This window comes from Chryseobacterium ginsenosidimutans, assembly GCF_024807225.1.
In the GTDB taxonomy this organism is placed as follows: Bacteria; Bacteroidota; Bacteroidia; order Flavobacteriales; family Weeksellaceae; genus Chryseobacterium; species Chryseobacterium ginsenosidimutans.
The window spans coordinates 277,802-302,464 of record NZ_JANUCO010000001.1 but is presented as its reverse complement, the minus strand read 5'-3'; the positions used below and the strand labels follow the sequence as shown (position 1 = coordinate 302,464).

General features: G+C 34.3%; 29 protein-coding genes and 1 pseudogene. 12 read left to right on the top strand and 18 right to left on the bottom strand.

Translation table 11 applies throughout. The features are described from left to right. Positions 1–24: 24 nt before the first annotated feature. The 4 genes from J3D55_RS01410 to J3D55_RS01395 all read right to left on the bottom strand — a co-directional run bounded on the left by J3D55_RS01410 (position 25) and on the right by J3D55_RS01395 (position 3,205). On the bottom strand, positions 25–891 hold the full coding sequence (locus tag J3D55_RS01410; RefSeq protein WP_259127458.1) for an NAD kinase: 867 nt from the start codon (positions 889–891) through the stop codon (positions 25–27). A gap of 6 nt (positions 892–897) precedes the next feature. After that, a complete protein-coding gene (locus J3D55_RS01405) occupies positions 898–1,470 on the bottom strand; it encodes a CBS domain-containing protein (RefSeq protein WP_259127457.1) in 573 nt (190 codons plus the stop codon). Positions 1,471–1,730: 260 nt separating this feature from the next. Next, a complete protein-coding gene (locus tag J3D55_RS01400) occupies positions 1,731–2,261 on the bottom strand; it encodes an RNA methyltransferase (RefSeq protein ID WP_259127455.1) in 531 nt (176 codons plus the stop codon). A 62-nt stretch (positions 2,262–2,323) separates the two neighbouring features. Continuing rightward, positions 2,324–3,205: a bestrophin family protein gene (locus J3D55_RS01395; protein ID WP_259127454.1), complete on the bottom strand. Its 882-nt coding sequence runs from the start codon at positions 3,203–3,205 to the stop codon at positions 2,324–2,326. Positions 3,206–3,440: 235 nt separating this feature from the next. Between J3D55_RS01395 and J3D55_RS01390 the strand changes: the two genes are divergently transcribed. From J3D55_RS01390 to mutS, 3 genes are all read left to right on the top strand, one after another. Next, complete coding sequence (locus J3D55_RS01390; protein WP_259127453.1) at positions 3,441–4,334, top strand: cupin-like domain-containing protein; 894 nt, start codon at positions 3,441–3,443, stop codon at positions 4,332–4,334. A gap of 18 nt (positions 4,335–4,352) precedes the next feature. After that, complete coding sequence (locus J3D55_RS01385) at positions 4,353–4,841, top strand: hypothetical protein (protein WP_259127451.1); 489 nt, start codon at positions 4,353–4,355, stop codon at positions 4,839–4,841. 227 nt (positions 4,842–5,068) lie between these two features. Further along, positions 5,069–7,663: a DNA mismatch repair protein MutS gene (mutS, locus tag J3D55_RS01380; protein ID WP_259127449.1), complete on the top strand. Its 2,595-nt coding sequence runs from the start codon at positions 5,069–5,071 to the stop codon at positions 7,661–7,663. 61 nt (positions 7,664–7,724) lie between these two features. Here mutS and J3D55_RS01375 read toward each other — a convergent pair whose 3' ends face one another. Both J3D55_RS01375 and J3D55_RS01370 read right to left on the bottom strand, forming a co-directional pair. Continuing rightward, positions 7,725–8,153: an energy transducer TonB gene (locus J3D55_RS01375; protein ID WP_259127448.1), complete on the bottom strand. Its 429-nt coding sequence runs from the start codon at positions 8,151–8,153 to the stop codon at positions 7,725–7,727. A gap of 62 nt (positions 8,154–8,215) precedes the next feature. After that, positions 8,216–9,034 carry a hypothetical protein gene (locus J3D55_RS01370; RefSeq protein ID WP_259127447.1) on the bottom strand — a complete coding sequence of 273 codons (819 nt, stop codon included), beginning with the start codon at positions 9,032–9,034 and terminating at the stop codon, positions 8,216–8,218. A 239-nt stretch (positions 9,035–9,273) separates the two neighbouring features. On the opposite strand from J3D55_RS01370, the gene J3D55_RS01365 reads away from it, so the two are divergent. From J3D55_RS01365 to J3D55_RS01355, 3 genes are all read left to right on the top strand, one after another. Continuing rightward, positions 9,274–9,750: a TlpA family protein disulfide reductase gene (locus tag J3D55_RS01365; RefSeq protein WP_259127445.1), complete on the top strand. Its 477-nt coding sequence runs from the start codon at positions 9,274–9,276 to the stop codon at positions 9,748–9,750. 10 nt (positions 9,751–9,760) lie between these two features. After that, a complete protein-coding gene (locus J3D55_RS01360) occupies positions 9,761–10,417 on the top strand; it encodes a thioredoxin family protein (protein ID WP_259127444.1) in 657 nt (218 codons plus the stop codon). Between the two features lie 70 nt (positions 10,418–10,487). Then, positions 10,488–10,883 carry a ribosomal maturation YjgA family protein gene (locus tag J3D55_RS01355; RefSeq protein WP_259134993.1) on the top strand — a complete coding sequence of 132 codons (396 nt, stop codon included), beginning with the start codon at positions 10,488–10,490 and terminating at the stop codon, positions 10,881–10,883. A gap of 41 nt (positions 10,884–10,924) precedes the next feature. Here J3D55_RS01355 and J3D55_RS01350 read toward each other — a convergent pair whose 3' ends face one another. From J3D55_RS01350 to J3D55_RS01340, 3 genes are all read right to left on the bottom strand, one after another. Continuing rightward, complete coding sequence (locus J3D55_RS01350; RefSeq protein WP_259127442.1) at positions 10,925–11,842, bottom strand: YARHG domain-containing protein; 918 nt, start codon at positions 11,840–11,842, stop codon at positions 10,925–10,927. Next, a complete protein-coding gene (locus J3D55_RS01345; protein WP_259127441.1) occupies positions 11,839–12,477 on the bottom strand; it encodes a DUF2306 domain-containing protein in 639 nt (212 codons plus the stop codon). The genes J3D55_RS01350 and J3D55_RS01345 overlap by 4 nt, the downstream gene beginning before the upstream one ends. 142 nt (positions 12,478–12,619) lie before the next feature. Then, positions 12,620–13,834: a BaiN/RdsA family NAD(P)/FAD-dependent oxidoreductase gene (locus J3D55_RS01340; RefSeq protein WP_374759517.1), complete on the bottom strand. Its 1,215-nt coding sequence runs from the start codon at positions 13,832–13,834 to the stop codon at positions 12,620–12,622. Positions 13,835–14,129: 295 nt separating this feature from the next. Between J3D55_RS01340 and J3D55_RS01335 the strand changes: the two genes are divergently transcribed. The 4 genes from J3D55_RS01335 (at position 14,130) to J3D55_RS01320 (ending at position 16,699) form a co-directional block, all read left to right on the top strand. Continuing rightward, positions 14,130–14,621: an acyl-CoA thioesterase gene (locus J3D55_RS01335; protein ID WP_259127438.1), complete on the top strand. Its 492-nt coding sequence runs from the start codon at positions 14,130–14,132 to the stop codon at positions 14,619–14,621. A gap of 81 nt (positions 14,622–14,702) precedes the next feature. Continuing rightward, positions 14,703–15,767: a thiamine-phosphate kinase gene (thiL, locus tag J3D55_RS01330; protein ID WP_259127436.1), complete on the top strand. Its 1,065-nt coding sequence runs from the start codon at positions 14,703–14,705 to the stop codon at positions 15,765–15,767. A gap of 80 nt (positions 15,768–15,847) precedes the next feature. Beyond that, positions 15,848–16,183: a hypothetical protein gene (locus tag J3D55_RS01325; protein ID WP_259127435.1), complete on the top strand. Its 336-nt coding sequence runs from the start codon at positions 15,848–15,850 to the stop codon at positions 16,181–16,183. 162 nt (positions 16,184–16,345) lie between these two features. Next, positions 16,346–16,699: a hypothetical protein gene (locus J3D55_RS01320; protein ID WP_259127433.1), complete on the top strand. Its 354-nt coding sequence runs from the start codon at positions 16,346–16,348 to the stop codon at positions 16,697–16,699. 60 nt (positions 16,700–16,759) lie between these two features. Here J3D55_RS01320 and pepT read toward each other — a convergent pair. Beyond that, positions 16,760–18,008 (bottom strand): annotated as a pseudogene (pepT, locus tag J3D55_RS01315) (peptidase T). Positions 18,009–18,194: 186 nt separating this feature from the next. Between pepT and J3D55_RS01310 the strand changes: the two are divergent. Then, positions 18,195–19,043, top strand: a complete 849-nt coding sequence (locus J3D55_RS01310) for a hydroxymethylglutaryl-CoA lyase (RefSeq protein WP_259127431.1) — start codon at positions 18,195–18,197, stop codon at positions 19,041–19,043. A 23-nt stretch (positions 19,044–19,066) separates the two neighbouring features. On the opposite strand, the gene J3D55_RS01305 is transcribed toward J3D55_RS01310, so the two are convergent. Next, a complete protein-coding gene (locus J3D55_RS01305) occupies positions 19,067–19,801 on the bottom strand; it encodes an ETRAMP family protein (RefSeq protein WP_259127429.1) in 735 nt (244 codons plus the stop codon). Between the two features lie 99 nt (positions 19,802–19,900). Between J3D55_RS01305 and J3D55_RS01300 the strand changes: the two genes are divergently transcribed. Beyond that, positions 19,901–20,737, top strand: a complete 837-nt coding sequence (locus tag J3D55_RS01300) for a sulfurtransferase (RefSeq protein WP_259127428.1) — start codon at positions 19,901–19,903, stop codon at positions 20,735–20,737. 71 nt (positions 20,738–20,808) lie between these two features. Here J3D55_RS01300 and J3D55_RS01295 read toward each other — a convergent pair whose 3' ends face one another. The 7 genes from J3D55_RS01295 to J3D55_RS01265 all read right to left on the bottom strand — a co-directional run bounded on the left by J3D55_RS01295 (position 20,809) and on the right by J3D55_RS01265 (position 24,648). Then, positions 20,809–21,936, bottom strand: coding sequence for a C2 family cysteine protease (locus tag J3D55_RS01295; RefSeq protein ID WP_259127426.1), 1,128 nt, complete (start codon positions 21,934–21,936; stop codon positions 20,809–20,811). Next, positions 21,917–22,111 (bottom strand): hypothetical protein, encoded by a 195-nt coding sequence (locus tag J3D55_RS01290; protein WP_259127424.1) that lies wholly within the window; start codon positions 22,109–22,111, stop codon positions 21,917–21,919. The genes J3D55_RS01295 and J3D55_RS01290 overlap by 20 nt, the downstream gene beginning before the upstream one ends. A 14-nt stretch (positions 22,112–22,125) precedes the next feature. Beyond that, complete coding sequence (locus tag J3D55_RS01285) at positions 22,126–22,515, bottom strand: hypothetical protein (protein WP_259127421.1); 390 nt, start codon at positions 22,513–22,515, stop codon at positions 22,126–22,128. A gap of 203 nt (positions 22,516–22,718) precedes the next feature. Next, positions 22,719–23,045 carry an SUF system Fe-S cluster assembly protein gene (locus J3D55_RS01280; RefSeq protein WP_047398853.1) on the bottom strand — a complete coding sequence of 109 codons (327 nt, stop codon included), beginning with the start codon at positions 23,043–23,045 and terminating at the stop codon, positions 22,719–22,721. Positions 23,046–23,048: 3 nt separating this feature from the next. Continuing rightward, the gene (locus tag J3D55_RS01275) at positions 23,049–23,753 is read right to left on the bottom strand and encodes a 3'-5' exonuclease (RefSeq protein ID WP_259127419.1); all 705 of its coding nucleotides are present in this window, start codon (positions 23,751–23,753) and stop codon (positions 23,049–23,051) included. Between the two features lie 41 nt (positions 23,754–23,794). Continuing rightward, a complete protein-coding gene (locus J3D55_RS01270; protein ID WP_259127417.1) occupies positions 23,795–24,142 on the bottom strand; it encodes a tRNA-binding protein in 348 nt (115 codons plus the stop codon). Further along, positions 24,139–24,648 carry a hypothetical protein gene (locus J3D55_RS01265; RefSeq protein WP_259127415.1) on the bottom strand — a complete coding sequence of 170 codons (510 nt, stop codon included), beginning with the start codon at positions 24,646–24,648 and terminating at the stop codon, positions 24,139–24,141. The genes J3D55_RS01270 and J3D55_RS01265 overlap by 4 nt, the downstream gene beginning before the upstream one ends. Positions 24,649–24,663: the final 15 nt, after the last annotated feature.

The following is a 24,663-nucleotide window of genomic DNA, read 5'->3' as shown; positions in this document are numbered from 1 at the left end:
AAGGTAATAATTTTTAAGATATTGTTAATTTCTTTTGTCCCTTCCCCAAAGTAGCTTTTGGCGGATGGTTTCATAGAAGCTCAGATTGTTGGGCTGAACCAGTAAAAGCTGGAAACTAGCCTTTCTTACAACAATTTCTTTATCTGTTTCTATATGGATCAATCTTGAGTCCAGAGAAAGGGAGTATTGCGAAACTCTACTTTCTACTTTAAATTTAATTTCAACGCTGTCGTTCACTACTAAAGGTCTTACATTCAGGTTGTGAGGAGCGATGGGAGTGATGACAAAATTTTCGTTGTTCGGAGAAATAATCGGTCCGCCACAGCTTAAAGAATAAGCGGTAGAACCGGTCGGCGTAGAAACGATAACACCGTCTCCCCAGAAAACATTTAAAAATTCATCATTAATATAAGAATCCACCGTCACCATTGATGTTGTTTCTTTTCTGGAAACGGTAACATCATTTAAGGCATACGGGAAAAAATCTTCTAATTCGGGTGAAACGACCTGAATAACAGAACGACGGCTTGTTTTCACATCACCTTTTAAGATAGAATCTAGTTCTTTAAAAGCTTCTTCTTTGGTAAAACTTGCCAAAAACCCTAATCTTCCGGTGTTTACACCAACAATCGGGATTTCAAGGTCTTCGATAAAGGTTAAAGAATTTACGATCGTTCCGTCTCCACCGAAAGTGAAGAAAAGATCGACTTCTTTATCCAGAAGATCCTGTTTGTTATTAAATGTTTCGAAAATTTTTGAAAACTGAAGTGCTTCAGCCATTTCATCATACAAAACAGATTTTACGCCTCTGTTTTCCAGCTCGGAAATAAATTTGCTTAAATATAAAAAAGTATCGAGATCCTTTTTTTGAGAATATATGGCTGCCTTCATTAGTTTTTATATTTCTATGAATTTTTGGAAAAACCCAAATCTGTCATTAAACAAATCCGATTTTTCATCAGAATAATATTTTTCGACTATTCTATAATCATATCGGTCGAATGTTTCATCAATGGAGCTCAAGTTTTCATTGCTGATTTTTATCGTCACCTGAATCACTTCATCAGACATGAAGCTGATAAAAGCGCCGTAAAATTTTGAGTTGTTACTTTCCACAATTTTGGCAATTTCCGTCATTGAATATTTTCTGGACGGGACTTCTACCGTAAGAATAGCTCCCGACTCTGAAAAAAGCGGATATTTCGACAAATCCTGAAAAATATCTTCACAGCTTATGTATCCCAAATATTTTTCACCTTTATTAATAACAGGAATTACGTTTGCATTGAATGTGTGAAACAATCTGATGCTATCCATAATATTGTTATCCTCAAGAATGGCAAAGCGCTCGATCTGGTGTTCAAGATTTTTCAGGATACCGTCTTCGTAAAGAAAGTCCTGTGCAATGGCTCCGTAAAAATGGTGAGATTTTTTGATGAAAATATGGGAATATCCAAATGCTTCTAACATTTCTCTTGCTGATTCTATCGAATCAGTCAAACTAAAACACGGAAAGTCTTTTGAGATATAATCCTTGATAAACATTGTGCTAATTTATAAAAAATTAAATGAAACTTTTTCTGAAATTCAAACTTTTTTTCAATAAAATAAAGAAAAATGAACCTAAAATTTGTTTGTAAAAGAAAAAAAAGTATCTTTGTCGCCTTTCATTTTTACTTTTTATTAGATTTATTTCAAACTGCACTGTCTTTTAGACACATGCAGTTTTTTTATTTTAAGGCTTTTGCAAACTCCCACATTACGATTCCTCCGCAAACACTTACATTTAAAGAATGCTTTGTTCCCAACTGAGGAATTTCTAAGAAAGTATCAATATTGGGTAGCGCTTCATCGCTTATTCCTTCTACTTCATTTCCTAAAATAACCGCGTATTTTTTCGATATATCAATCTTAAAATCTGAAATCATCTGGCTGTTTGAAGTCTGTTCGATCCCGATAATTTCAAACCCTTGCGATTTTAAATCGCTGATTGTTACATTAATATCATTCTCATGGCTCCAGTCAACGCTTTCCGTTGCCCCCAACGCAGCTTTATGAATTTCGCGATGCGGAGGTTGAGGCGTAATGCCGCAAAGAATGATCTTCTGAACCAAAAAAGCATCTGCCGTTCTGAAAGTTGCCCCCACATTGTGCATACTTCGGATATTATCTAAAACCACGATCAACGGAATTTTTTCAACAGTCTTGAAGGTTTCTACGTCGATTCTATTGAGTTCTTCCAGTTTTAATTTATGTACCAATTTATTTTTTTGTCAAAAATAACTATAAATATTTACGATTTTTAAGTCAGAAGGGATTTTTATTATTTTTTCAATCCCATAATCTGATGTACACTTTTTTCAATATTTTGGGCGATGGTTTCCATAGGAATGTCATTTTCGTCATTATTAAAAGGATCTTCAATTTCTTCAGCAATCAATTCAAGACTCATAAGAACATAATAAATAAAAATCGTCAGCGGAATGATAAAATTCCCAATGTTAATCACATAAGCAATCGGCACAGCAAAAACATAAAGGATAATGAATTTCTTTATAAATGAAGAATAAGAATACGGAATGGGCGTATTTTTAATTCTCTCACAACCTCCGCAAACATCAAGAAAACCGGAAAGTTGAGTATCTAAATACAGCATCTCGATATCAGAGATTTTTCCTTCTTTTTTTAACTGGTTCAATTTGTGGGTTAATAGAATTATTATTTCACTTGGTCCGTGATGTTTTATATGATTTTCAAGTTCGGTGTAATCTTCATCCAGAGCCAGTCTTGTTGATTCTTTAGATAAATGTTTTGCTAAAAAGTGAGGATAAAACTTTAGATATCTTGCGATTTGTTCGGCACTTTGTCTGTCGTCTTCAAGAATTGCATTGATTTTTATAGCGAAATTTCTTGTATCATTCACCAATTTTCCCCACAATTTTCTGCCTTCCCACCATCTGTCGTAAGCTGTATTTGTCCTGAAAACCAGCAATAAAGAAAGTACGAAACCCAACATAGAATGAATCAATCCCACATTGCTGATTCCGGATTTTGTGGTTAAATGAAAATGTTCTATTTCCAGATACTTCACGCCCCAAGAATACAATCCTATAAGAACCATACTTGGAAATAAGATTTTTAAGGTATCACTTTTATGCAGACTGAAAAGGATTTTCAGGAAATGTTTGGTGTTGTAGGCTCTCATAAATTCTCTTGGTCTTACAAAGATAATTTTTTCAACCTCATTTTCTTTTGATGAGATACTAAAATTATTTTAAAAAAAACGGAAAATTAATATCCCACAGATAATACGGATTTGCACAGTTCTTAAAATTATTTTCAAACATCTGTGTAATCTGTGGGAAGTAATTTAATCCCAAAATTTTTCTGAATTTCAAAAAAACACTATTTTTAGTCCTCATTTTAAATACCAAATCAAAATGATTCTCGAAAACGTAGATGTTGTAACAGATATTAATAAGGAAGATTTTCAAAAAAATTATTTTAAAAAACACAAACCTCTTCTGATCAAAAACTTCGCGAGTCGTTGGGATGCTTTCGACCAATGGAATTTCGATTTTATCCGTGAAAAAGCCGGCGAACAGGAAGTTCCTTTGTATGATAACAAACCTACTGATGCGTCAAAAAGCACAGATGCACCGATTATGAAGATGAAAATGAAGGATTATATTGATACGATCAAAAGTAAACCTTCCGATCTTCGTATTTTCTTTTACATCATCACAGACCGCCTTCCGGAGCTGTTGAAAAACTTTACGTATCCGGATTTGGGAATGAAGTTTTTTAAACGCCTTCCGACCTTGTTTTTCGGAGGAAGTGATGCTCATGTTCTGATGCATTATGATGTAGATTTGGGCGATTTTCTTCATATCCATTTTGAAGGAAAAAAAAGAATCTTGTTATTCGATCAAAAGCAGTCTGCGTTTTTATATAAAGTTCCGTTGTCGGTTCATACCATTTATGATTTGGATTATGAAAATCCTGATTATGAAAAATTTCCAGCCTTAAAGCACGCCAAAGGTTTTGAAATTTTCATGGAACATGGTGATGCGCTTTTTATTCCCGGAGCGTTTTGGCATTTCAACAGATATTTGGAACCTGGTTTTTCAATGTCGCTTCGCGCGCTTCCCCATAAACCGAATGTTTTTGCTAATATGCTGTATCATGTTTTTATTATGAGGTATACAGATAAATTAATGCGGAAGATTTTTAAAGCTAAATGGGTGAATTACAAACAGAAATGGGCGTATGAAAAGAGCTTGAAAGCTTTGGGGAGATTTGAGAATAAAAAAGAGATAAGGATTTACAAATAGCTATAGGTTTATAAAAAAATGGATAAGAATTTTACTTTTCAGAAACATATTTTGATTGTTGGAAAAACTGAAATGGAAAGGCAAAAAAGTTTGGCTCGCATTCTTGAGTGTTCTAATCTTGAATGTATTAGGTTTCCTAAATCTTTGAAATCATTTTCTGATTATCTGGATGTAATTCAATCTAAAAAACTCTTTTCTCCATTTTACGAAACAAAAGGAAAATATAATTTAAATCAAATTTTAGATTTTCATATGGATTGGATTTCCGATAACAATTGTCTTTTTGTTTTTGAAGAGTTTCAGAAAGTTGAAGATAAATTTAGTTTGGAAATAATACGACTTATGATTAATAATCTGGAATCCAATAAAAAATCAGCAACCAAAATAATAATGACTTTGGAAGATGAAACAGAATTAATTAATAACCTTAATGAAATAGTAAGTGAAACCAAATACAAAACTAAAGCTCAAGTCGTAAAAAGTAATTTACAAATTATTACGTTGTAATTGTTTATTTAAAAAAATCCTTAGTTCCGTAGATTTCCACCGTTTTCTCAATTATCCTTGTCAAGATTTAAAATCTTGACAAGGATTGTGAATACACAAAATATACAGAATCATCTGTGTAAATCCGTGAAATCAGTGGGAGAAAAATTATTTTAAATTAGGAAGCACTTTACTCCTTCTGTTTTATTTCATACTTTTACCATCCTAATTTTTTAAGAAAGATTTTAATGGCAAAGGCGACGAAAGAAAAGAAAGAAACCCCGTTAATGACGCAGTACAACACTATCAAGGCGAAATATCCGGATGCGCTTTTACTATTCAGAGTGGGAGATTTCTATGAAACTTTCGGGCAGGATGCTGTGAGAACTTCTCAGATTTTAGGAATTGTTCTTACGAAAAGAGCAAACGGAGACGGACACATAGAATTGGCTGGTTTTCCGCATCATTCCGTAGATTCTTACCTCCCAAAATTGGTGAGAGCAGGGATGAGAGTTGCCATTTGTGACCAGTTGGAAGATCCGAAAACAGTAAAAGGAATTGTAAAACGTGGCGTTACTGAATTGGTGACACCCGGAGTTACGTTTAACGATCAGGTTTTAAATTCAAAAAAGAATAATTTTCTGCTGTCTCTTCATAAAGAAAAAGAGAAATTCGGGATCGCTTTGGTGGATATTTCTACGGGCGAATTTTTGGTGAGTGAGGGAAATTTAGATAAAATTTTGCACATCATCAATACATTTGATCCGAGTGAAATTATTTATCAGAGAAGTGTTCAGGTTCCGGAGCAGATTAAAAATAAAAATGCTTTTAAGCTTGAAGATTGGGCTTTTCAATATAGTTTCGCTTACGAAAAATTGACCAATCATTTTAAAACCAATTCATTAAAAGGTTTCGGTGTTGAAAATCAACCGTTGGCAATTACGGCAGCGGGAGCTATTTTCGCTTATTTGGTTGAAGATACACACCATAATTTATTGGCTCACATCACCAAAATTCAGATTATTCCGCAGGAGGATTTTCTGATGATGGATAGTTTTACCTTAAGAAACCTCGAAATCGTATATCCAAGCAATCCGCAAGGGAAATCTTTGTTGGATATTATCGATAGAACATCAACACCGATGGGTGGAAGATTGCTGAGAAGGCGAATTATTTTACCGTTAAAATCAGTACAGGAAATTGGAAGAAGACTATCATTAATTGATTTTTTAAACGAAAACGATCATCTTAAATATGAAATTTCCCAATTATTAAAATCAATTTCCGATCTGGATCGATTGATGGGAAAACTGGCAGCGGAAAAAATTTCACCTAGAGAATTGGGACATTTGCGTCAGAGTTTAATTAATATTCATAAAATCAAAGCGTTGCTTCATCCTCATGCTGATGTTTTGGCTTGGCTTGAACCTTTGTACGATCAGCATGAATTAATTAAAATCTTGCAAAATCATTTAAATGAAGAGCTTCCTGTAAGTCTTGCCAAAGGAAACGTCATTAAAGAAGGGATTTCTGAAGAACTGGACAGATTGAGAGGTCTTCAATCTAAAGGGCGTGGTTTCTTAGACGAAATGTGCCAACGAGAAATCGAAAGAACAGGAATTACGAGTCTTAAAATTGATTTTAATAATGTTTTCGGATATTATATTGAAGTCCGAAATACACATAAAGATAAAGTTCCGAGTGATTGGTTGAGAAAACAGACGCTGGTAAATGCCGAACGCTATATCACCGAAGAATTAAAAGAATACGAAAGTCAGATTCTTGGCGCGGAAGAGAAAATCGGAGTATTGGAAAATCAGCTGTACAGGAATGTATGTGCTGAAACAATGATTTATATCGACCAGATTCAGGAAAATTCTAATATTATTGCGCAGTTGGATGTTGCGGTTGGTTTATCGGAACTGGCTGTTTCTGAGAGTTATACAAAACCTGTTTTAACCGAAACTTTTTCGATAGATTTAAAGGAAGCAAGACACCCGATTATCGAAAATGCATTGCCTTTAGGTGAAAAATATATTCCGAATGATATTTTCTTAGACAAAGATTCTCAGCAGATTATCATGGTTACCGGACCGAACATGGCGGGTAAATCGGCGATTCTTCGTCAGACAGCAATTGTTTGTTTAATGGCTCAAATCGGAAGTTTTGTTCCTGCAAAACATGCCGAAATCGGAGTGTTGGATAAAATTTTTACGAGAGTAGGAGCGACGGATAATATTTCTGCAGGCGAATCAACTTTCATGGTGGAAATGAATGAAGCCGCAAATATTTTGAATAATATTTCTGATCGCAGTTTGATTTTGCTAGATGAAATCGGACGTGGAACTTCCACGTACGACGGGGTTTCAATTGCATGGGCGATTGCGGAATATCTTCATCAACATCCGACTCAGGCAAAGACTTTATTTGCAACGCATTATCATGAATTGAATGAAATGACCGTGAATTTTGAGCGTGTGAAAAACTTCCATGTTTCTATTCAGGAGAATAAGGGGAATATTATCTTTTTAAGAAAACTTGTTCCGGGTGGAAGTGAGCACAGTTTCGGTATTCACGTAGCAAAATTAGCAGGAATGCCTGCAAAAGTGGTCAACAGAGCCAACGAAATCCTGAAAACATTGGAAGCAAGCCGTACACAAGGCGGTTCTTCAGAAAATATAAAAAGAGTAACCGAAGAAAATATGCAATTGTCTTTTTTCCAGTTAGATGATCCTGTTTTGGAAAATATCCGCGAAGAACTGACGAAAATTGATATTAATACTTTGACACCGATTGAAGCTTTAATGAAGCTGAATTCGATAAAAAAAATGATTGGAAAATAAAATAAAATCTCAAGAGTTTTTCTTGAGATTTTTTATGACATATTTTAAATAAGTTATTCGTTTAAAACTTTTTCAAAGTCAAAGGAAAAGTATAAAGGTAACGAACAGGTTCTCCGTTAATGGTAGCCGGTTTCCATTTTACAAAAAGCCTTCTTACCGCTACTTCTGCAGCTTTTGAATGTTTGGGATCATTTCCTGTTGCAGTGACGAATCTTACATAGCCTGATTTTTCGACAATAAAATAAACACGGGTATTGATTTTTTTTGTTTTTACATCAATAACATCCATGCTTTCTGCGAATTTCTTTTTGAAAACCTCCATTCCTCCCGGAAATTCGGCAGGAGTATCTGCTTTGGTAACCACATCGTCCAGTTTCATTTTTGTTTTTAAAACAGCGTAATCAGGAAGTTCTGAAACGGAATTGAATTCGGTTTGTGCAAATAAAGAAATGCTAAAAAACAAACCTAAAAAAAATAGTATCTTCTTCATATTTTACAAAAATAGGATATGTTTTTTAGGAAAGCAAAAAGAGAGCCGAAGCTCTCCTGATATTATAAATGATTGTATTCGTAAGTATTGATTCTTGTGGAGTATAAAGTGCCATTTTGATCCTTATACTTTTTTGTTTCCTTTGTAGGATAGCTTGATGAGTTATATTCTAATACAGAAGAGAAGATTGTCGTCTCCCATCCGCCGTCTGTATAGGAAACTTTATCGCTATAATTCAAAAGATTATGAGGAGAGCCAGTCATTCCTTCAGCATCAATGATTTTTAAATATCCTGTTATGTTTTTGAAAGGAGAATTAGATGAATCATATAAAACTCCTAATAATCCGCCACTTCCTGTGAGTGTTCCTGAAGACTGAGTCTCGGTTACAGTAGTCGTCCAGCCTTTAAGTGAGTTATCTGTATTTAATAAAACATCTCTTGTATGAGTTTTGGTGTAATTAGCGGTAGGATTGTTTGTTGTCTCTACAATTTTAACATTATTGATGGTTAAATAAGTGTAATCAATAGTTGTTGTATAATTATTGATTCCTGTACTCGTATGGGTCATCACTTTTTTACTAAGTCTGCTGCTGCTGTCATAAGTCAACACAGTTGATTCTGTGATGCTTCCATCTTTTTCAACAAATTTGGTGATTAAATCTCCTGTGTAAGTGTAAGTTGTAGCATCTCCGCTTGAATGTTTCTTTTCTGAGATTTTAGTTCCATTATACGTGAATGTATAAGTTTCCCCATCTTCTACCATTTTAGTAACTAAAACAGGAGTATTGTTGTCGCTTCCGCTGTTGTCTGTGGCTTCATCAGTACCACTAGAACAAGATGCCAATAAAAAAATTGGCAATAGTAAATAATAATTTTTCATATTTGAATTCTTAAATTAAAAAAGCAAAAATATATAAAAAAACGATATATTTCTTTGAAGAATTAAATTTTAATAAAATAATTTATTGAAGATAAGTGTTTTACAAAGGTATAGAGAGCTAAAGCTTCTGTTTTATATAAACAATATTTTCTTACTTTTCAAATGTTAAAACGATCTTTAAAAAGAAATGACAAGTTTTTGAATTCAATAATTCCTTAATTTTGAGTATGAAGAATTTAATGAAAATACTATTTCTGTTTTTCGGATTGATGATTTTTAAAGCTCAGCAGACAAAAGTTGAATCTGTAAAATATGAAGATTTGGAAAAGCGGATTCAACAGGAAAAAGATAAACTTCTTGTCGTGAATTTTTGGGCAACCACTTGCGCGCCGTGTGTGAAAGAACTGCCGCATTTTATGGAAATAAATAAAAAATATTCCGAGAATCCGAAGTTTAAAATGATATTGGTTTCTCTTGACAGATTGGTGGATAAAGAAAGGGTAATTAAATTCATTAAAAATAAAAACCTGACTGCCGAAGTTATTTTATTAGACGATATCAAAAGAATGAACACCTGGATTCCAAAATTTGAAAAAGACTGGGACGGAAATATTCCGGTGACGATTTTCTATAAAAACGGGGAGAAAGTGCATTTTAACGACGGCGAAATGAGTAAAGAAGATCTTGAAAATACGATTACAAAAAATTTGAATTAAACAAAATAATATGAAAAACTTTAAAATTTTAATAACAGCTTTCATCGTCGGAATTGGTTTACTGAGCTTTACGACAATGAATCATGATGATACAAAGCCCGGAAAAGAAAAAACAACTTCTATAAAAGGCTATGAAGTAGGAGACGAAGCCACAGATTTTAAGCTGAAAAATATTGACGGGAAAATGGTTTCTCTGTCAGATTTTAAAAGCGCAAAAGGATTTATCGTGGTTTTTACCTGCAACCATTGTCCTTACGCCAAAAAATATGAAGAAAGGATTGTAGAATTAGATAAGAAATACAAGTCTCAAGGTTACCCCGTAATTGCAATTAATCCAAATGATCCGTCTGTACAGCCTGAAGATGGCTACAAACAAATGATCGAAAGAGCAAAAGAAAAAGGGTTTACATTTCCTTATTTAGTTGATGAAGGGCAGAAAATTTTCCCTCAATATGGAGCCACAAAAACGCCTCATGTTTTTCTTCTGCAAAAGGAAAATGGTAAAAATATCGTAAAATACATCGGTGCGATCGACAATAATTATGAAAATCCGAATGATGTTTCAGAATATTATGTTCAGGATGCCGTAAATGCGTTGATTAAAAATGAACAGATAAAAATGACAAAAACTGTCGCCATCGGATGTACAGTGAAAGTAAAGAAATAATAGAGTTGCAAAAAATGATAAATCGGTGTTCATTTGGATACCGATTTTTTATGGTTGAAAATTTAAAATGATGAAATTAAAATCTAGCTTAAAATATTTCCTTCTTACAATCGCCATTTTCTTAATAGAAGTATTGATTGCCACAAAATTAAAAGACATTTTCTTCGTCAGAGCCTATCTTGGAGACGTTATTGTGATCCTATTGATCTATACTTTTATCAAATGTTTCTTTACAATTAACAACAACCAAAAACTGATTTTCGGGATTCTTATTTTTTCCTGTCTTGTTGAGTTTGCACAATACTTCAATATTGCAGAAAAATTAGGCTTCCGCAGAGGAAGCCTGATGTATATCGTGATCGGAAATTCGTTTTCGTGGATCGATATTTTGTGTTATGCAGCCGGATGTTTGTTGCTTTTTCTTTTTGTGAAATTGCAGAAAAATAATACAGCGATGTCATCCTGAGCGCGAAGCAGTCGAAGGATTTTCATGTTGATATTTAAAAATTATCTTCCAAACTGATCATATTTATCTTCCGCATATTTTATAAAACGGTTCAGTAAAGCCACATTTTCTTTTTCCATCGGAGAAAGCTGATTGTCAACATTGTTTGAAACCGGAATATACCAATCTGTCTGCTCAAAGAAATTCCTATAAGTCGCCTTCTTGAAAGAATAACCGTGTCTTGCAAAAACCGAATTTTTAATGATTTCCATATCCAGTTTTCGAAGATTTTTAAGGTCTTTTTCCGTTAATTTTTGCTTTGAAGCATTAATTTTAAAAACAGCATCAGAAGCAATTCTGTTCTTGGAAGCGGTATAAGTTTCTGTTTTTCCTGTTTCTTCGTCGGTATATTTTTCAATAAAATCTTTCGGATTTTCCCAGTCGATCAGCTCGTTGTCTGGATTCAGCATAAAGTTTGGATTGTAGACAAACTCTTTTTTAATCAGTTTTAAAGTTTTTAAAGGTGATTTTACAGCTTTTTTATTAAATGCATTCCAGTTTCCGGTAAGACTGTCATGATCTAATTTAACCTCAAATCTTCCATCGGTTTTATCATTTCCGGGCTCATCCAACACAAAAGATTTCGTCGTTTCGTTGAAAACTCCCCGGAACGGACGCTGATTTCCCTCCACAATACTCTGTCCGTAAACGCTGTCCTTTGTAATTCTGTTAATTTTTAAAGAAATTTTCTTGTAGATTTCGCCTTCATATTCTTCTCCGTCTTCGGAAGTCACCATTCCTTTTCCCGCAAAATCTCCCATGTAAATTCCATAATATTCTTTATAAATTTCAGGAACGACCACAGAATCTTTTTTTGCAGTAAGGCTGTCTTTTGAAGAATCAGTTACCTTTCCATCCTTCTTGCAGGAGATTAAACTAATTGTAAATAAGGAGATTAATGTTAATTTTAAAGTTTTCATATATGTTTTTTTGCAATTAAATATTCAATTAATAATAGGTTGGGAATCCATCCGAGCCAAGCAATAATCTGATAAACATCCATCGGATTTGGGTGGAATAAATATACAATAATTACTTTCCACATTCTCAAAGTGACAGCAGATAAAGTGAGCACAAAACTTCGCCACATCCATTGTTTATGATCTTTAAATTTTTTCTGTTTGGCTAATTGATACGCCTTAAGGGTCGAAAACCACCACAAACATCCCAAAATCACGAAGGAAATCTTAGATAAAATTCCGCCATTGGCAAAAATACCCATGTAAATTCCTGATGGGGCAGCAAATAGCAAAATGAGAAAAATATAAACCTTTCCCGCATTTTTATGGAAATTTTTTAACCCAAAATCTCTTCTGAGAATCGCCAAAAATCCACTCAGTAAAACAAAAATACTAGTGTAAACATGAGTATAGAAAAAGTAAAGATATTCTGATCTTTGTCCGACTTCAGTCTGTTTGATCATTAAAAAACTCACATCCGTTTTTAAAGGAACATATTCCAGTGTGATTTTCAGCATCAGCCAAAAGAAATACCCAAACCCGATGATTAAAAGGATTTTAAGTGTATTTGAAATATTTTTTTTAGCGAAAAGCATTCTAATTATTTGTGTTCTTTGCTAGATGAAAAGTATTTACGTTGAGTTTGTCATTCCGTAGAAATCTAGACTTCTTTATTAAAATAATATTGGTAAGATTCCTACGGAATGACAAACGTTATGTATTATTTTTATTTCGAAATTACTTAAAATTCAAATCCTGCGCAATCAGCCAAGCCTCACTCCAGCAAGCCTGAAAATTAAAGCCACCCGTCACCGCATCAATATTCAACACTTCTCCGGCAACGTAAAAATTAGGCAAAATTTTCGAAGTCATATTTTTAAAGTTAATTTCCTTTAAATCAACGCCTCCCGCGGTTACAAACTCGTCTTTAAAAGTCGATTTTCCGGTCACATGAAATTTCTTTTTGCATAAATTTTCAAGAATCGTCTGCATTTCTTTTCCTGAAAGTTGGGCCACCTGTTTATTCAAATCAACTTTTGAAACGTCTAAAATCCTTTGCCAAAAACGATTCGTAATATCAAAAATCTTTGATTGTCCAATGGTTTTTTTCGGATTCGATTGTTTGAAATTTTGAAACAATTCTTCCGCATCATCAATATCTTTAGAAATAAAATTCACTTCAATTTCAAAATTGTATTTCACTTTTGCCAGATTGATCGCTTCCCAAGCCGAAATTTTCAAAATCGCAGGTCCGGAAAGTCCCCAATGCGTAATAATCATAGGGCCGCTTTCTTCCGTTTTCAGTTTCGGAATTGATGTTTCTGCCATTTCAAAACTTGTTCCGGCGATATCTTTCAGCAAATCATCTTTAATATTAAATGTAAAAAGCGAAGGAACCAAATCAATGATTTTGTGACCCAAATTCTCAATCATTTTCAACGATTTCGGAGAACTTCCGGTGGTATAAATCACAAAATCTGCTTCAAAATCGCCCAAACTTGTTTTAACGATATATTTTTCGTTCAGTTTTTCAATTTCTTTGACGGAACATTTTGTTTTGACATCAACGTTTTTTTTCTGAATTTCATTCAAAAAAGTATTGATAATTGTCTGTGAAGAATTGCTTTCAGGAAAAATTCTGTTGTCGTTTTCTATTTTCAACGAAACTTTTCTCTGATCGAACCAATCCATCGTATCTCCTGGCTGAAATTTGGTGAAAACACTTAATAATTCCTTATTTCCACGAGGATAAAACTGAACCAGTTCTTTCGGATCAAAACAGGCATGAGTGACATTGCATCTTCCGCCTCCGGAAACCTTAACTTTCTGAAGAACATCCGAATTTTGCTCGAGAATCGTAATTTTATATTTCTTTTCGTCAAGATTTGCTGCTGCGAAAAATCCTGCTGCACCGCCTCCGATAATGATAATTTGCTTCATAGTTTTATTAATCTTATGCTCAAGATTATTTTTACAAAACTACAATTTTTATAAACCATCTTATTTGAGTAATTTTGAAGAATATAATTTTTTGAACTTTACCATGAAAATTATTAACCATAAAAAGGAATTTAAGTTTTTTAATTACTGATTTTCAATATCCATTCAGTTTGTCATTCCGCAGGAATCTGAGCTGAATTTTGAATAATGTTGTTGAGATTCCCACGGAATGACAAACAGGACGATTATTTTCTTAAGTATTTGTGATTGATAAACTCTGGAGTTCATATTTTAAAACCAATTTTAAATGATTTTTTACCATAAATTCGAAGTTCGTTGGAGCGATCTTGATGCCAACAAACATTTAGCAAACTCATCTTATGTGCAATTTTGTGCGCAAACCAGAATGGCTTTTATGAAGCAGGAAAAAATGGGGGTGACCCAAATGAGCCGATGGGGAATTGGTCCTGTAATTATGCATGAGAGGTTTTCTTTTTTTAAGGAAATATTTGCAGATCAGATCGTTATCGTAAGTTTGGAGATTGACGGATGTGCGGAAGATTGCTCAATTTATCGTTTTGTACACAAGTTTTATACGCCTGAAGGAGAACATTGTGCCACTTCAGAAGCAACAGGTGTTTGGATCGATACGATGTTGAGAAAAATGACAACGCCGCCGGATGATGTGGTAGAAGCAATGAATAAATACAAATCTCCGGAAACAGTGGTCTTAACAAGAGAAGATTTTAAAAAGCTTCCTTTCCGTCCGGAAAATATTGATCCGGCAAAATTGGTATAAATTAATTGAGGGTTTAAAGATTAATGTTAAAAATTAAAACATTACTTATTACCTTTTACACATTACTTATAATAAAAATTTATGTTTGAAGATAAAGAACCGGAATTAACACCGATCTCGAAATTAGGAGAATTTGGCTTAATAAAACACCTTACAGAACATTTTCCTTTGTCCAATGAATCTTCGGAGCTTGGAGTGGGAGATGATGCGGCAGTTATTAATCCTGGAAATAAAAAAGTTGTTTTAACGACGGATGTTTTGGCAGAAGGCGTTCATTTCAATTTGGGATATGTTCCGTTGAAGCATTTAGGATATAAAGCGGTTGTTGTGAATCTAAGTGATATCGCAGCAATGAATGCAACTCCAACGCAAATTTTGGTTTCTTTGGCAGTTTCTAATCGTTTTCCGGTAGAAGCGTTGGAAGAAATTTATTCAGGAATTCAGGCTGCTTGTACGAGATATAAAGTTGATTTGATTGGTGGCGACACTACAAGTTCAAATGCAGGACTTGTGATGAGCATTACAGCAATCGGACTTGAAAATGATGAAAATATCGTAAAAAGGAGTACGGCAAAACCAAACGATCTTCTTGTGGTAACAGGAGATTTGGGTGGCGCTTATATGGGACTTCAGATTTTGGAAAGAGAACACGCCGTTTTCTTGGCAGATCCGAATATGCAGCCTGAAATGGAAGGCTACGACTATATTCTGGAAAGACAATTAAAACCGGAAGCAAGAACGGATGTAAAAGCGATTTTAGAACAATTGGATATTAAACCAACTTCTATGATTGATATTTCTGACGGTTTGGCTTCAGAAATTCTGCATCTTTCTGATCAGTCCAAAGTTGGTTTCAGATTGTATGAGGAGAAAGTTCCGATGGATAATCTGACGATCACGACGGCGGACGAATTTAATTTAAATCCTGTCATGACGGCTTTAAGTGGCGGTGAAGATTATGAATTATTGTTCACGATTTCTCCAAATGATTTTGAGAAAATGAAAAACCACCCGGATTTTACCATTATCGGACATGCGGTTGATAAGGAAGAAGGAAACTTTATGGTAGCAAGAGGTTCTAATCAATTGGTTGCTTTAACGGCGCAGGGTTGGGATGCTTTTCTTGGGAATCAGCAAAATGATTAAATTTTATTTAATTTTTTAATATTGTGAAAACCACTGCTTTTGTAGTGGTTTTTTTGGTTAATTTTAATAATCTATCTAACATGAAAAAGAACATCATCACAATATTAACGGTTGTAATATTAATTTTTATAATGAAAAGACTTGTGGATTATGTTTCCAGCAAGGGGTTTAATGATTCAATTTTGAAAAAAATAAGCATGCAAGGACGAATTGTGAAATTGAAAGGCGATTTTAATAGTCACCATGTTCCTGTTGCTATCTTACGTGATGGGAAAACAATGAATATTAACTTTGTTTTTCAAAAATTAGCAATAGGAGATAGTATTATAAAGAAAAAAGGAACGACTTATATGACTGTTATTAGAAAAGATAGTGTATTTAGATTGAATTTATCTCAACCTGGAATCTCTAATTAAATAAAGTATTTTTGTTTTTTTATGAAACTCTACAATTATCTGGCATTTTCTATTTATTCAATTTTTAGTAGAATTAAAAAGAAGGATAGTCACTCGAAATTAGTTTTTACGACTTCACTTATTTTAACATTGATTATAGTTATTATAATTTTTTGTTTAAAAATGATTTCAGAACTTAAAGGCTTTAATGATGATATATTTTCCGGGTTTTATATTTTAATTTTTATGACAATTATATGGCTTCCAAATTATCTTTATTTAAGAAAAGAAAAATTTTTAAATAGTTATTTTTACTACAATTATAGAAATGTCGTGTTTTTTGTCGGTGTCATTCTTATTGTTTTGAGCTTTTTTATAATTATAGCAAATAAAAATAGAGAAAGGATATTTAAAGAAAGAGGTTATTCTCAAGAAGTAATTGGTAATGGAGGAGAAGAACCTTTCGATCCAAATAAGAAACCAGATTCTTTTGAAGGAGAAGTAAGACTTTGGTATTATAATGTTTTTGAAAAATAATATATTAGAAACAAAAAAGCCAGCTTCATCAAGCTGGCTTTCAATTTATAAGGTAAGATATTACGCTTTCACAATATTAATAATCACCTCAGTCGCCTTTTCCATACTTTCCAACGCCACATATTCATAAGGTCCGTGGAAATTAAGACCTCCTGCAAAAATATTCGGACAAGGAAGTCCCATGTAAGATAATTGCGCTCCGTCAGTTTCCACCTCTGATTGCCTTGATTTTCGGCTCGATTCCGGCTTCTTTCATAGCTTCTGCTGCAATATCGATGATGTACATTTTGCCTTCAAACTGCTGTTTCATGTTTCTGTATTGCTCTTTAATCTCAACTTCAGCCGTTCCAGCGCCATGTTTTTGATTAAATTCTGCTACTTTTTCTTCCATGAATTTCTTTCTCGCTTCAAATTTATCAGCATCGTGATCACGGATAATATATTGAAGTTTAGCTTCAGAAATATCTGCATTTAAATCCATTAAATGATAAAAACCGTCAAAACCTTTCGTTGTAGCCGGAGTTTCATTTGCAGGAAGAGATTGTGCAAATTCAGCGGCCAAAAGCACTGCATTTACCATTTTTCCGTAAGCATAACCTGGGTGAACGCTCAATCCGTGGATTTTCACGACAGCTCCTGCAGCATTGAAATTTTCATATTCCAATTCTCCAACCTCGCTTCCGTCCATTGTATAAGCGAATTCTGCCCCAAATTTAGCCACATCAAATTTATGCGCTCCTCTTCCGATTTCTTCATCCGGAGTAAATCCAATCGCAACTCTTCCGTGTTTGATTTCTGGATGAGCGATTAAATATTCTGCCGCAGTCACGATTTCCGCGCAACCAGCTTTGTCATCGGCTCCAAGAAGGGTATTTCCGTCAGTTGTAATTAAAGTCTGACCGATATGTCTTTTTAAACTTTCAAATTTTGAAGGCGATAAAGTGAATCCTGTTGCCTGATTCAAGACCAAATCACTTCCGTCGTAATTTTCCCAAATCTGAGGTTTTACATTTTCCCCGCTAAAATCCGGTGAAGTATCATAATGCGAAATAAATCCGATTGTAGGCTTATCATCATTTTCAAGGTTTGAAGGGACGTAACCCATAATGTAACCGTTGTCATCAATGGAAACATTTTCAAGACCGATGGTTCGTAGTTCCTCAACAATATATCTTGCGATGTCCCACTGTCTTTCCGTAGAAGGCGTTGTTTCGCTTTCTGCGTCGCTTGTTGAATAGATTTTTACATAAGTAAGAAAACGGTTCAGTAACTTTTCTTTCCACAATTGGTTGAATTCTATTGCACTCATTATTCGTATAAATTTCCGGCAAAGTTAATAATTTTGATCTTCAGAATAATTTATTTGTAATCCAATATCAGTTATTGAAATTTTAAATGGGTTATAAATATTTGATAATCAAAATAATGGTAGATTTGTGAATAAGGAGACTAAACTTGTTTAGTTTTGTTATATTTGAGAAAATCTAAAAGTAAAATGTTTCTTACTGAATGTCCACGTGATGCAATGCAGGGTTGGGGAGAATTTATCCCGACCGATAAAAAAATAGATTATATCAACTCTTTAATGGATGTTGGTTTTGATGTATTGGATTGTCTGAGCTTTGTATCTCCAAAAGCGATTCCGCAAATGGCTGACTCTGATGAGGTTGCCGAAAATATCGATAAATCGCGCTCCAACACGAAAGTTTCTGCAATTATTGCAAATTATAAAGGCGCTGAAAAGGCGCTAAAACATCAGTCGGTGGATATTATCGGCTTTCCGTTTTCTATTTCTGAGACTTTTCAACACAGAAATACCAATAAAAATCAGGAAGAAGCTTTCTGTGAAATCGTCAGAATGCTTGAGCTGGTAAAAAGTGAAAGCAAACAATTAAATATCTATTTCTCAATGGCTTTCGGAAATCCCTATGGCGAAATGTGGAAATGGGAAGACGTAGATTTCTGGGCTCAAAGGTTTTCGGAAATTGGAGTTAAAGATATCTTACTTTCTGATACAACGGGAGTTGCAACACCAGAAACAATCTCTCTTTTGTTTGAAAAAATACCATCAAAATATCCTGAAATCAATTTCGGAGGGCATTTTCATAACCGTTACGAAGATTCTTATTCTAAATTAAAAGCTGCTTACGACCAAGGTTGTAGAAGATTCGACAGCGCCATAAAAGGAATTGGCGGTTGTCCGATGGCAAAAGACGACTTGGTTGGAAATATGCCGACCGAACAGGTCATCAACTTTATGAGCGTAGAAAAAGCAGACCATAAACTGAATCTGCTTAACTTCGAAAGTTCTTATAATAAAGCGAAGGATATTTTTCATTTTTAATGATATAAAACAATTAGTGGTTCCTATTTTGCGGAATCACTAATTGCTTCTACAGCAGGTTCTTCCTCATCGCCTTCCTCGTATTCGCTTTGGTTTTTCATATCTTCAAGTTCGTCTTTAGAATATTGATGGTACTCTTCGAATTTTTTGATTTTACTGTTATAAACGAGGGCTACTTTTCTGTAACTATTAAATTTTACAATTAATCCGTCTTCCGGAGATGGCTGTAATACGGTATCGTCCATAAAAATTTTGCTCCCCTTCGCAAAACTGCTGATAATAGGAAGCTCTCCCTCATATTCTTGCCAATGTAGAAGGTCGCCACCGCTGGAAATAATATAGATGGCACTGCTTTTAAAGTCATTTTTTTCTAAGATAAATGCCATATCTTCACCATCCTGTTCTGTTTTTCCTGTAAAGTTCCCAAAAGCATAAACATCTTTTGCTCTGTCTTTTATTCTTGTCAGATAATAAGAGGGTTCTCCGTCTTTTGGCGAGTAGAAATTATTATCAATAAAGAGTTTTACAATTGCTCTTTTGTAGTTTTCAGGAATATCATCATATTCACTCACTCGGAAAGTGGTGTCTTTCCAATAATTATAGTCATCTGTAGTTGTTGTTGAATCTGTGCCATAATCCTGTTTTTCAGAATTTTTTTTATAGACATAGAAACTTAATCCTAAACATGCTATTAAAATGACGACTAAAATTGAAATAACGATTTTTTTTCTGCTTGATTTTTTTTTCTCTTGTTCCATTTGTATTTTTCTTATTTTTATACAAAATAAAACTTTTTTTGCTTAAGTCTATTAAGTTTCTTAAGCTTAAATGTAATTAAACCAAAAAAAATCAACAAAATGTCACCAATCATCTCACCATTCCAATTAAAAAATCTTCCATCCGAAAATCTTATCATCCTTGATGCGAGAGTCGGAAAAGATATTCATCAAACTTATTTAAACAAGCATATCAAAGGAGCAAGATTTATAGATTTAGATAAAGATTTGGCGGAAATTGGTGAAGATGCGGCTTTTGGTGGAAGACATCCGCTTCCTGATGTTGAGAAATTTGCAGAAACACTAGCAAATCTTGGAATTTCAGAAGATTCTCATATCGTTATTTATGATGATAAAAATGGTGCAAATGCAGCGGCAAGAGCTTGGTGGATGCTGAAATCTTTCGGTTTTGAGAAGGTACAGGTTTTAGATGGCGGTTTTCAGGCTGCTGAAAAAGAAGGGTTGGAATTTTCATCAGGTAAAGAAACTTTTGAAAAGACAGAATTAATTAAAAAAGACAATTGGCTTCTTCCTACTTCGATGCTGGAAACTATTGAAAATGAATTAATAAACAATTCTTCAACTGTAATCGATGTGAGAGATGCTTATCGCTACAATGGCGAATCTGAACCCATCGATTTGATTGCCGGTCATATTCCGGGAGCTATCAATATTCCTTTTTCTGAAAACTTGGATGAAAACGGAAATTTCCTTTCTCCTGAAATTTTAAAAGAAAAATATTCTAAACTTTTGCAGGGAAAACCTCAAAACTTAATCATCCACTGCGGTTCTGGAGTGACGGCTTGTCATACGATTTTAGCGCTGGATTATGCAGGGTTGGAAATCCCGAATTTATATGTTGGTTCTTGGAGTGAGTGGAGCAGAAGAGAAGGAAAAGAAGTGGCTAAAGAAATATAAAAAAACTTCCACAGATCATAACAATCTGTGAAAGTAAAAGGATATAAAGTGGTTATAATGTGTTCTATTGTTTATTTTGCAACACCCATCCCTTCAAAATAATTTTTGAAAGCATTGATTTCCAGTGCAAAAACTCCGTCGTTTCCGATCATATTAATGGGTCTCCAGAAACTTCCGTCAAAGAAACTGATTAATCCTTGATAAGAATTCAAACCATTCGGTTCGGTTACTCCCCACGGATTTCTCAGAATGATGTAGTTTTTATTGTTAACAGTAGACCATCCTAAGATTGTATAAGCATGATTTCCAACGATATTCGATCCAGAATAATCTTTTCCTGATCCGTAAGTCCACGCAACCATAGGATTGATGGTTTTAAGACTCATAGAATTTTCTCTTACAATTCCGAAAAGATCAAGAGCGGTTCTTGGAGTCGTATAATAGTAAAGCGGAGTTTTATTAATGAGCTGTGCAACGGCTTTTACAGGGTCTCCATACGCTGTTTTAGAAATGTCCGGTTTGTCGTCGTTGGTATTGTTGATCCATTTTGCAAAGGCTTTTTCGTAGACTGCAGGCCAAATTTCTCCGCCGTCATTACTTCTGCAATACACAGGATTGCTGGAAGAATTGATGATCGTATTATCGGTAACTTCTACCAATTTGCTCGCTGCGTCTTTTCCGCCGCCTTTTGTGTAAAACTGAATAGCATTGGTGCGATCTGCTTCTCCTGTTCCTGTCGCTCTTACTTTATGTTCAATAGAAAACGGCGATGCCCATGCAATAGCTGCAATAGCTGAGATGAAATAACAGTTGGCTACAGATCCCTGAATTGGGTCATTGTACTCTGTAACGTCATTGAAAAAGTTTCCTCTGTCGCTCCATGAAGTATTTGCGGGTGTCCATCCTGTTGCAGTGGCAACTCCGAAAAGGATGTTTTTAATAGAAGGAGAAATCAGTTTATTATTAATTGTATTGTTCAGTTTCGGGATATTTAATACCACTTTTACTTCACCTTTGTCTAATCTTGCATTTCTTACAGGGATGCTGTTAAGGTCTTTTATACCTGTATTTGAAAGATCATTAAGGCTTCTGATATTCGAAAGATTTATAGACTGCAATTTGTCTGTCGCTCTCAGTTTGATGTCTTCCACTTTTACTGCTTTTACGGTATTGTCTCGGTTAAGTTTCCAATCCTGCATATAGCGGAGAATTGTATTTAATGTCAAAAAGTTCAGCGTAATTTGTTTCTAAGGCTTCTTCGATAATTTGGGAAGATCTTGGGTCTTTCCAGTCAAATCTTCTTCCTGTAATAGCTTCGGTTAATGCATAAGGATTGATTACTCCTACAAACATTTCTTTAGGTGCTTGATCCATGATAATTGGTTTTTTTAAGGGTTAATGTTTTGGTTAATGAGATGTAAAACCTCAGGATTGTATAAATATAAAAAGCGGTTGAACAAAGAGATTCCTGCTTCATCATCAGCTTCGATCATGATTTTTTTAGCATTAATCTCGATACTTCTTTGGCTTCCTCCTGTCATATTTGACAGTTTTTCAGAATTCTCTTTTTTTTCTAATAAGGAAAGAAGCTGCTGGAAAATTTCAAGATTAAATTTCTTTGATTCAGATAAAATCATTTCTTCATTTACATCATATCCCTTAAAAAGTTTCAGGTCTGCATCTCCTGTTTCTTCAGAAAACACAATCTGATACCTGTAGGCATATATTGGCGGAACACTTCCGTTATTAAATGAAACAATAATTTTATTAGCTTTCATATTCTTTTTTCTTACACCAAAAGTATAGGAAGCTGATTGTCTATGTATTAGGGAATACACTAATTCGTGTTGGGAAAATAACGGATAAAGAAAAAGGCTGTCTCAAAATGAAACAGCCAACTATTTAATAGCGTGATATTAAATTAATTATTGTAGCACCGTATTTGAAAAATAACAGTGTCTTTTAAGCTTTATTAAAAATTTTAAAGCATTCCAAGCTCAAACTTCGCTTCTTCGCTCATCATATCCTTGTTCCAGCTAGGCTCGAAAGTAAGTTCCAAGTCTACACTTTTCACATTTTCTACTTCTGCCACCTTGTCTTTTACCTCTTGAGGAAGCGTTTCAGCAACGGGACAGTTCGGAGTCGTCAATGTCATGATGATTTTAACATCCGCATCATCGGAAATTTGTACGTCATAAACCAAGCCCAATTCGTAGATGTCTACAGGAATTTCAGGGTCATATACGCTTTTTAGAACTGTGATGATTTCTTCACCAATGTCGGCAATCTGATCGTCTGTAAATTTCATTTTTTAATCTAAATTGATGTACCTTTTCAACAAATCTTCCTGACGCATTCGTCGGAAAATGTTTGCCAAAGTTAAGACATCTTTTTCACAATAGTCAACTATTCTTTGCAAGTCTTTTTCTATGTAGTAGATTGATGAAACCATTGAGCCGTCGATATCGTCTTTCGGAGTGGGAATTCCGAAAACATGAGCCAGTAATTCCAAAGAAACGAAGCTTTTATAATCTCCGAATTTCCAGAGTTCCATCGTATCAATATGCGGGATTTCCCAAGGTTTTTTCCCAAACAACTGAAATGGAGTAGGAGGCATGATTCCGTTGATTAAGAATCGTCTCGCAATCCACGGAAAATCAAATTCTTTTCCGTTGTGGGCACAAAGAATAACGTTCCGAAGTCTCTGACTGTTAAAAATCTCGCCAAATTCTAGCAACAGTTTCTTTTCATCATCATCCGCGAAGCTTTTGATCTTTAAAGTGTCATTTTTTTCGATCATTCCGATGGTAATGCAGATAATTTTTCCAAATTCAGCCATAATTCCGGCTCTTTCGGGATAAAACTCTTCAGCAGAAAATTCATCCTTCCTTTGATATCTGGTTTTTTTATCCCAAAGCATTTGTTCGGTTTCAGATAAATCTTCCCACATTCCAAAGCCCGGAACTGTTTCAATATCAATAAATAAGATTTTTTCTAAAGGAATTTTTTGTATCATTTGCTTTGATGAGTTTAATTGAATTTTGATTAGTTAAATATTTAACCAATTTGAAGTCCGTTTTTCGTTGGAAGTGAAGGCGATAAAAGCGTCACATCTTTTTTATCTTCACCATAAACTCCCAACACAAGACATTCGCTGAAAAAATTCGCGATCTGCTTCTTTGGAAAATTGACGACAGCCAAAATCTGCTGACCAATTAATTCTTCTTTCTGATATAATGAAGTGATTTGCGCAGAAGATTTTTTGATTCCCAAGTCTCCAAAATCTATTTCTAATTGATAAGAAGGATTTCGGGCTTTCTCAAAATCACTTACTGAGATGATGGTTCCGCATCGGATGTCTATTTTTTCAAAATCTGTCCATGAGATTTCGGGTTTTATAATCATGATAATGAATTGATTAGTTGTTCTACTTCTGTTTTCTGTGCGGCATATTTTTGTTGGAGTTCAGAACCTTCGCCCATTCTTTTGTAATATTCCAGCGCTTTATTTCCGAAGTCTTTTTTATAAAAATCGGAAACTTCGGGAATTTGAGGAAAAACGGTATGAAAAAGCATTTCATAATATGCCTGAAATTCTCTTTCATTCTTATCTTCAATCACTTGTCCCGGAGCTTTTTGTCTTACGTGAAGCATTTCATGAGCGACCATATTCAAGACCAAATCCAGTTCAAAATCAAATAAATTCTTAGGAATCATTACTTTTTGTAAACCTCCTAAAACTCCTTCGGCTGTCAAAAGCAAAGAGTTGGGAGAAAGCTCTTCCCGGAAACCAAATCCGCCGAAATTTTCGTGTTCCAGATCAAAAGAACGGATTAAATATTCTGCCGCATCAATGATTTGGTCGTGTTCTTTATAAGCCTCAAGATGTAGATTGACTTGTTCGAAATTCATCTTATAATATGTTTT

Bases quoted from the DNA above. Each gene is read 5' to 3' on its own strand.
- J3D55_RS01345 (WP_259127441.1), bottom strand. From the start codon at position 12,477: ATGCTTTTCGCTAAAAAAAATATTTCAAATACACTTAAAATCCTTTTA.
- J3D55_RS01305 (WP_259127429.1), bottom strand. From the start codon at position 19,801: ATGGAACAAGAGAAAAAAAAATCAAGCAGAAAAAAAATCGTTATTTCA.
- J3D55_RS01405 (WP_259127457.1), bottom strand. From the start codon at position 1,470: ATGTTAGAAGCATTTGGATATTCCCATATTTTCATCAAAAAATCTCAC.
- J3D55_RS01310 (WP_259127431.1), top strand. From the start codon at position 18,195: ATGTTTCTTACTGAATGTCCACGTGATGCAATGCAGGGTTGGGGAGAA.
- J3D55_RS01320 (WP_259127433.1), top strand. From the start codon at position 16,346: ATGATTTCAGAACTTAAAGGCTTTAATGATGATATATTTTCCGGGTTT.
- J3D55_RS01365 (WP_259127445.1), top strand. From the start codon at position 9,274: ATGAAAATACTATTTCTGTTTTTCGGATTGATGATTTTTAAAGCTCAG.
- thiL (WP_259127436.1), top strand. From the start codon at position 14,703: ATGTTTGAAGATAAAGAACCGGAATTAACACCGATCTCGAAATTAGGA.
- J3D55_RS01375 (WP_259127448.1), bottom strand. From the start codon at position 8,153: ATGAAGAAGATACTATTTTTTTTAGGTTTGTTTTTTAGCATTTCTTTA.
- J3D55_RS01410 (WP_259127458.1), bottom strand. From the start codon at position 891: ATGAAGGCAGCCATATATTCTCAAAAAAAGGATCTCGATACTTTTTTA.
- J3D55_RS01290 (WP_259127424.1), bottom strand. From the start codon at position 22,111: ATGGATCAAGCACCTAAAGAAATGTTTGTAGGAGTAATCAATCCTTAT.
- J3D55_RS01285 (WP_259127421.1), bottom strand. From the start codon at position 22,515: ATGAAAGCTAATAAAATTATTGTTTCATTTAATAACGGAAGTGTTCCG.
- J3D55_RS01350 (WP_259127442.1), bottom strand. From the start codon at position 11,842: ATGAAAACTTTAAAATTAACATTAATCTCCTTATTTACAATTAGTTTA.
- J3D55_RS01265 (WP_259127415.1), bottom strand. From the start codon at position 24,648: ATGAATTTCGAACAAGTCAATCTACATCTTGAGGCTTATAAAGAACAC.
- J3D55_RS01385 (WP_259127451.1), top strand. From the start codon at position 4,353: ATGGATAAGAATTTTACTTTTCAGAAACATATTTTGATTGTTGGAAAA.
- J3D55_RS01355 (WP_259134993.1), top strand. From the start codon at position 10,488: ATGAAATTAAAATCTAGCTTAAAATATTTCCTTCTTACAATCGCCATT.
- J3D55_RS01270 (WP_259127417.1), bottom strand. From the start codon at position 24,142: ATGATTATAAAACCCGAAATCTCATGGACAGATTTTGAAAAAATAGAC.
- J3D55_RS01300 (WP_259127428.1), top strand. From the start codon at position 19,901: ATGTCACCAATCATCTCACCATTCCAATTAAAAAATCTTCCATCCGAA.
- J3D55_RS01335 (WP_259127438.1), top strand. From the start codon at position 14,130: ATGATTTTTTACCATAAATTCGAAGTTCGTTGGAGCGATCTTGATGCC.
- J3D55_RS01395 (WP_259127454.1), bottom strand. From the start codon at position 3,205: ATGAGAGCCTACAACACCAAACATTTCCTGAAAATCCTTTTCAGTCTG.
- J3D55_RS01360 (WP_259127444.1), top strand. From the start codon at position 9,761: ATGAAAAACTTTAAAATTTTAATAACAGCTTTCATCGTCGGAATTGGT.
- J3D55_RS01325 (WP_259127435.1), top strand. From the start codon at position 15,848: ATGAAAAAGAACATCATCACAATATTAACGGTTGTAATATTAATTTTT.
- J3D55_RS01295 (WP_259127426.1), bottom strand. From the start codon at position 21,936: ATGCAGGATTGGAAACTTAACCGAGACAATACCGTAAAAGCAGTAAAA.
- J3D55_RS01390 (WP_259127453.1), top strand. From the start codon at position 3,441: ATGATTCTCGAAAACGTAGATGTTGTAACAGATATTAATAAGGAAGAT.
- mutS (WP_259127449.1), top strand. From the start codon at position 5,069: ATGGCAAAGGCGACGAAAGAAAAGAAAGAAACCCCGTTAATGACGCAG.
- J3D55_RS01275 (WP_259127419.1), bottom strand. From the start codon at position 23,753: ATGATACAAAAAATTCCTTTAGAAAAAATCTTATTTATTGATATTGAA.
- J3D55_RS01370 (WP_259127447.1), bottom strand. From the start codon at position 9,034: ATGAAAAATTATTATTTACTATTGCCAATTTTTTTATTGGCATCTTGT.
- J3D55_RS01280 (WP_047398853.1), bottom strand. From the start codon at position 23,045: ATGAAATTTACAGACGATCAGATTGCCGACATTGGTGAAGAAATCATC.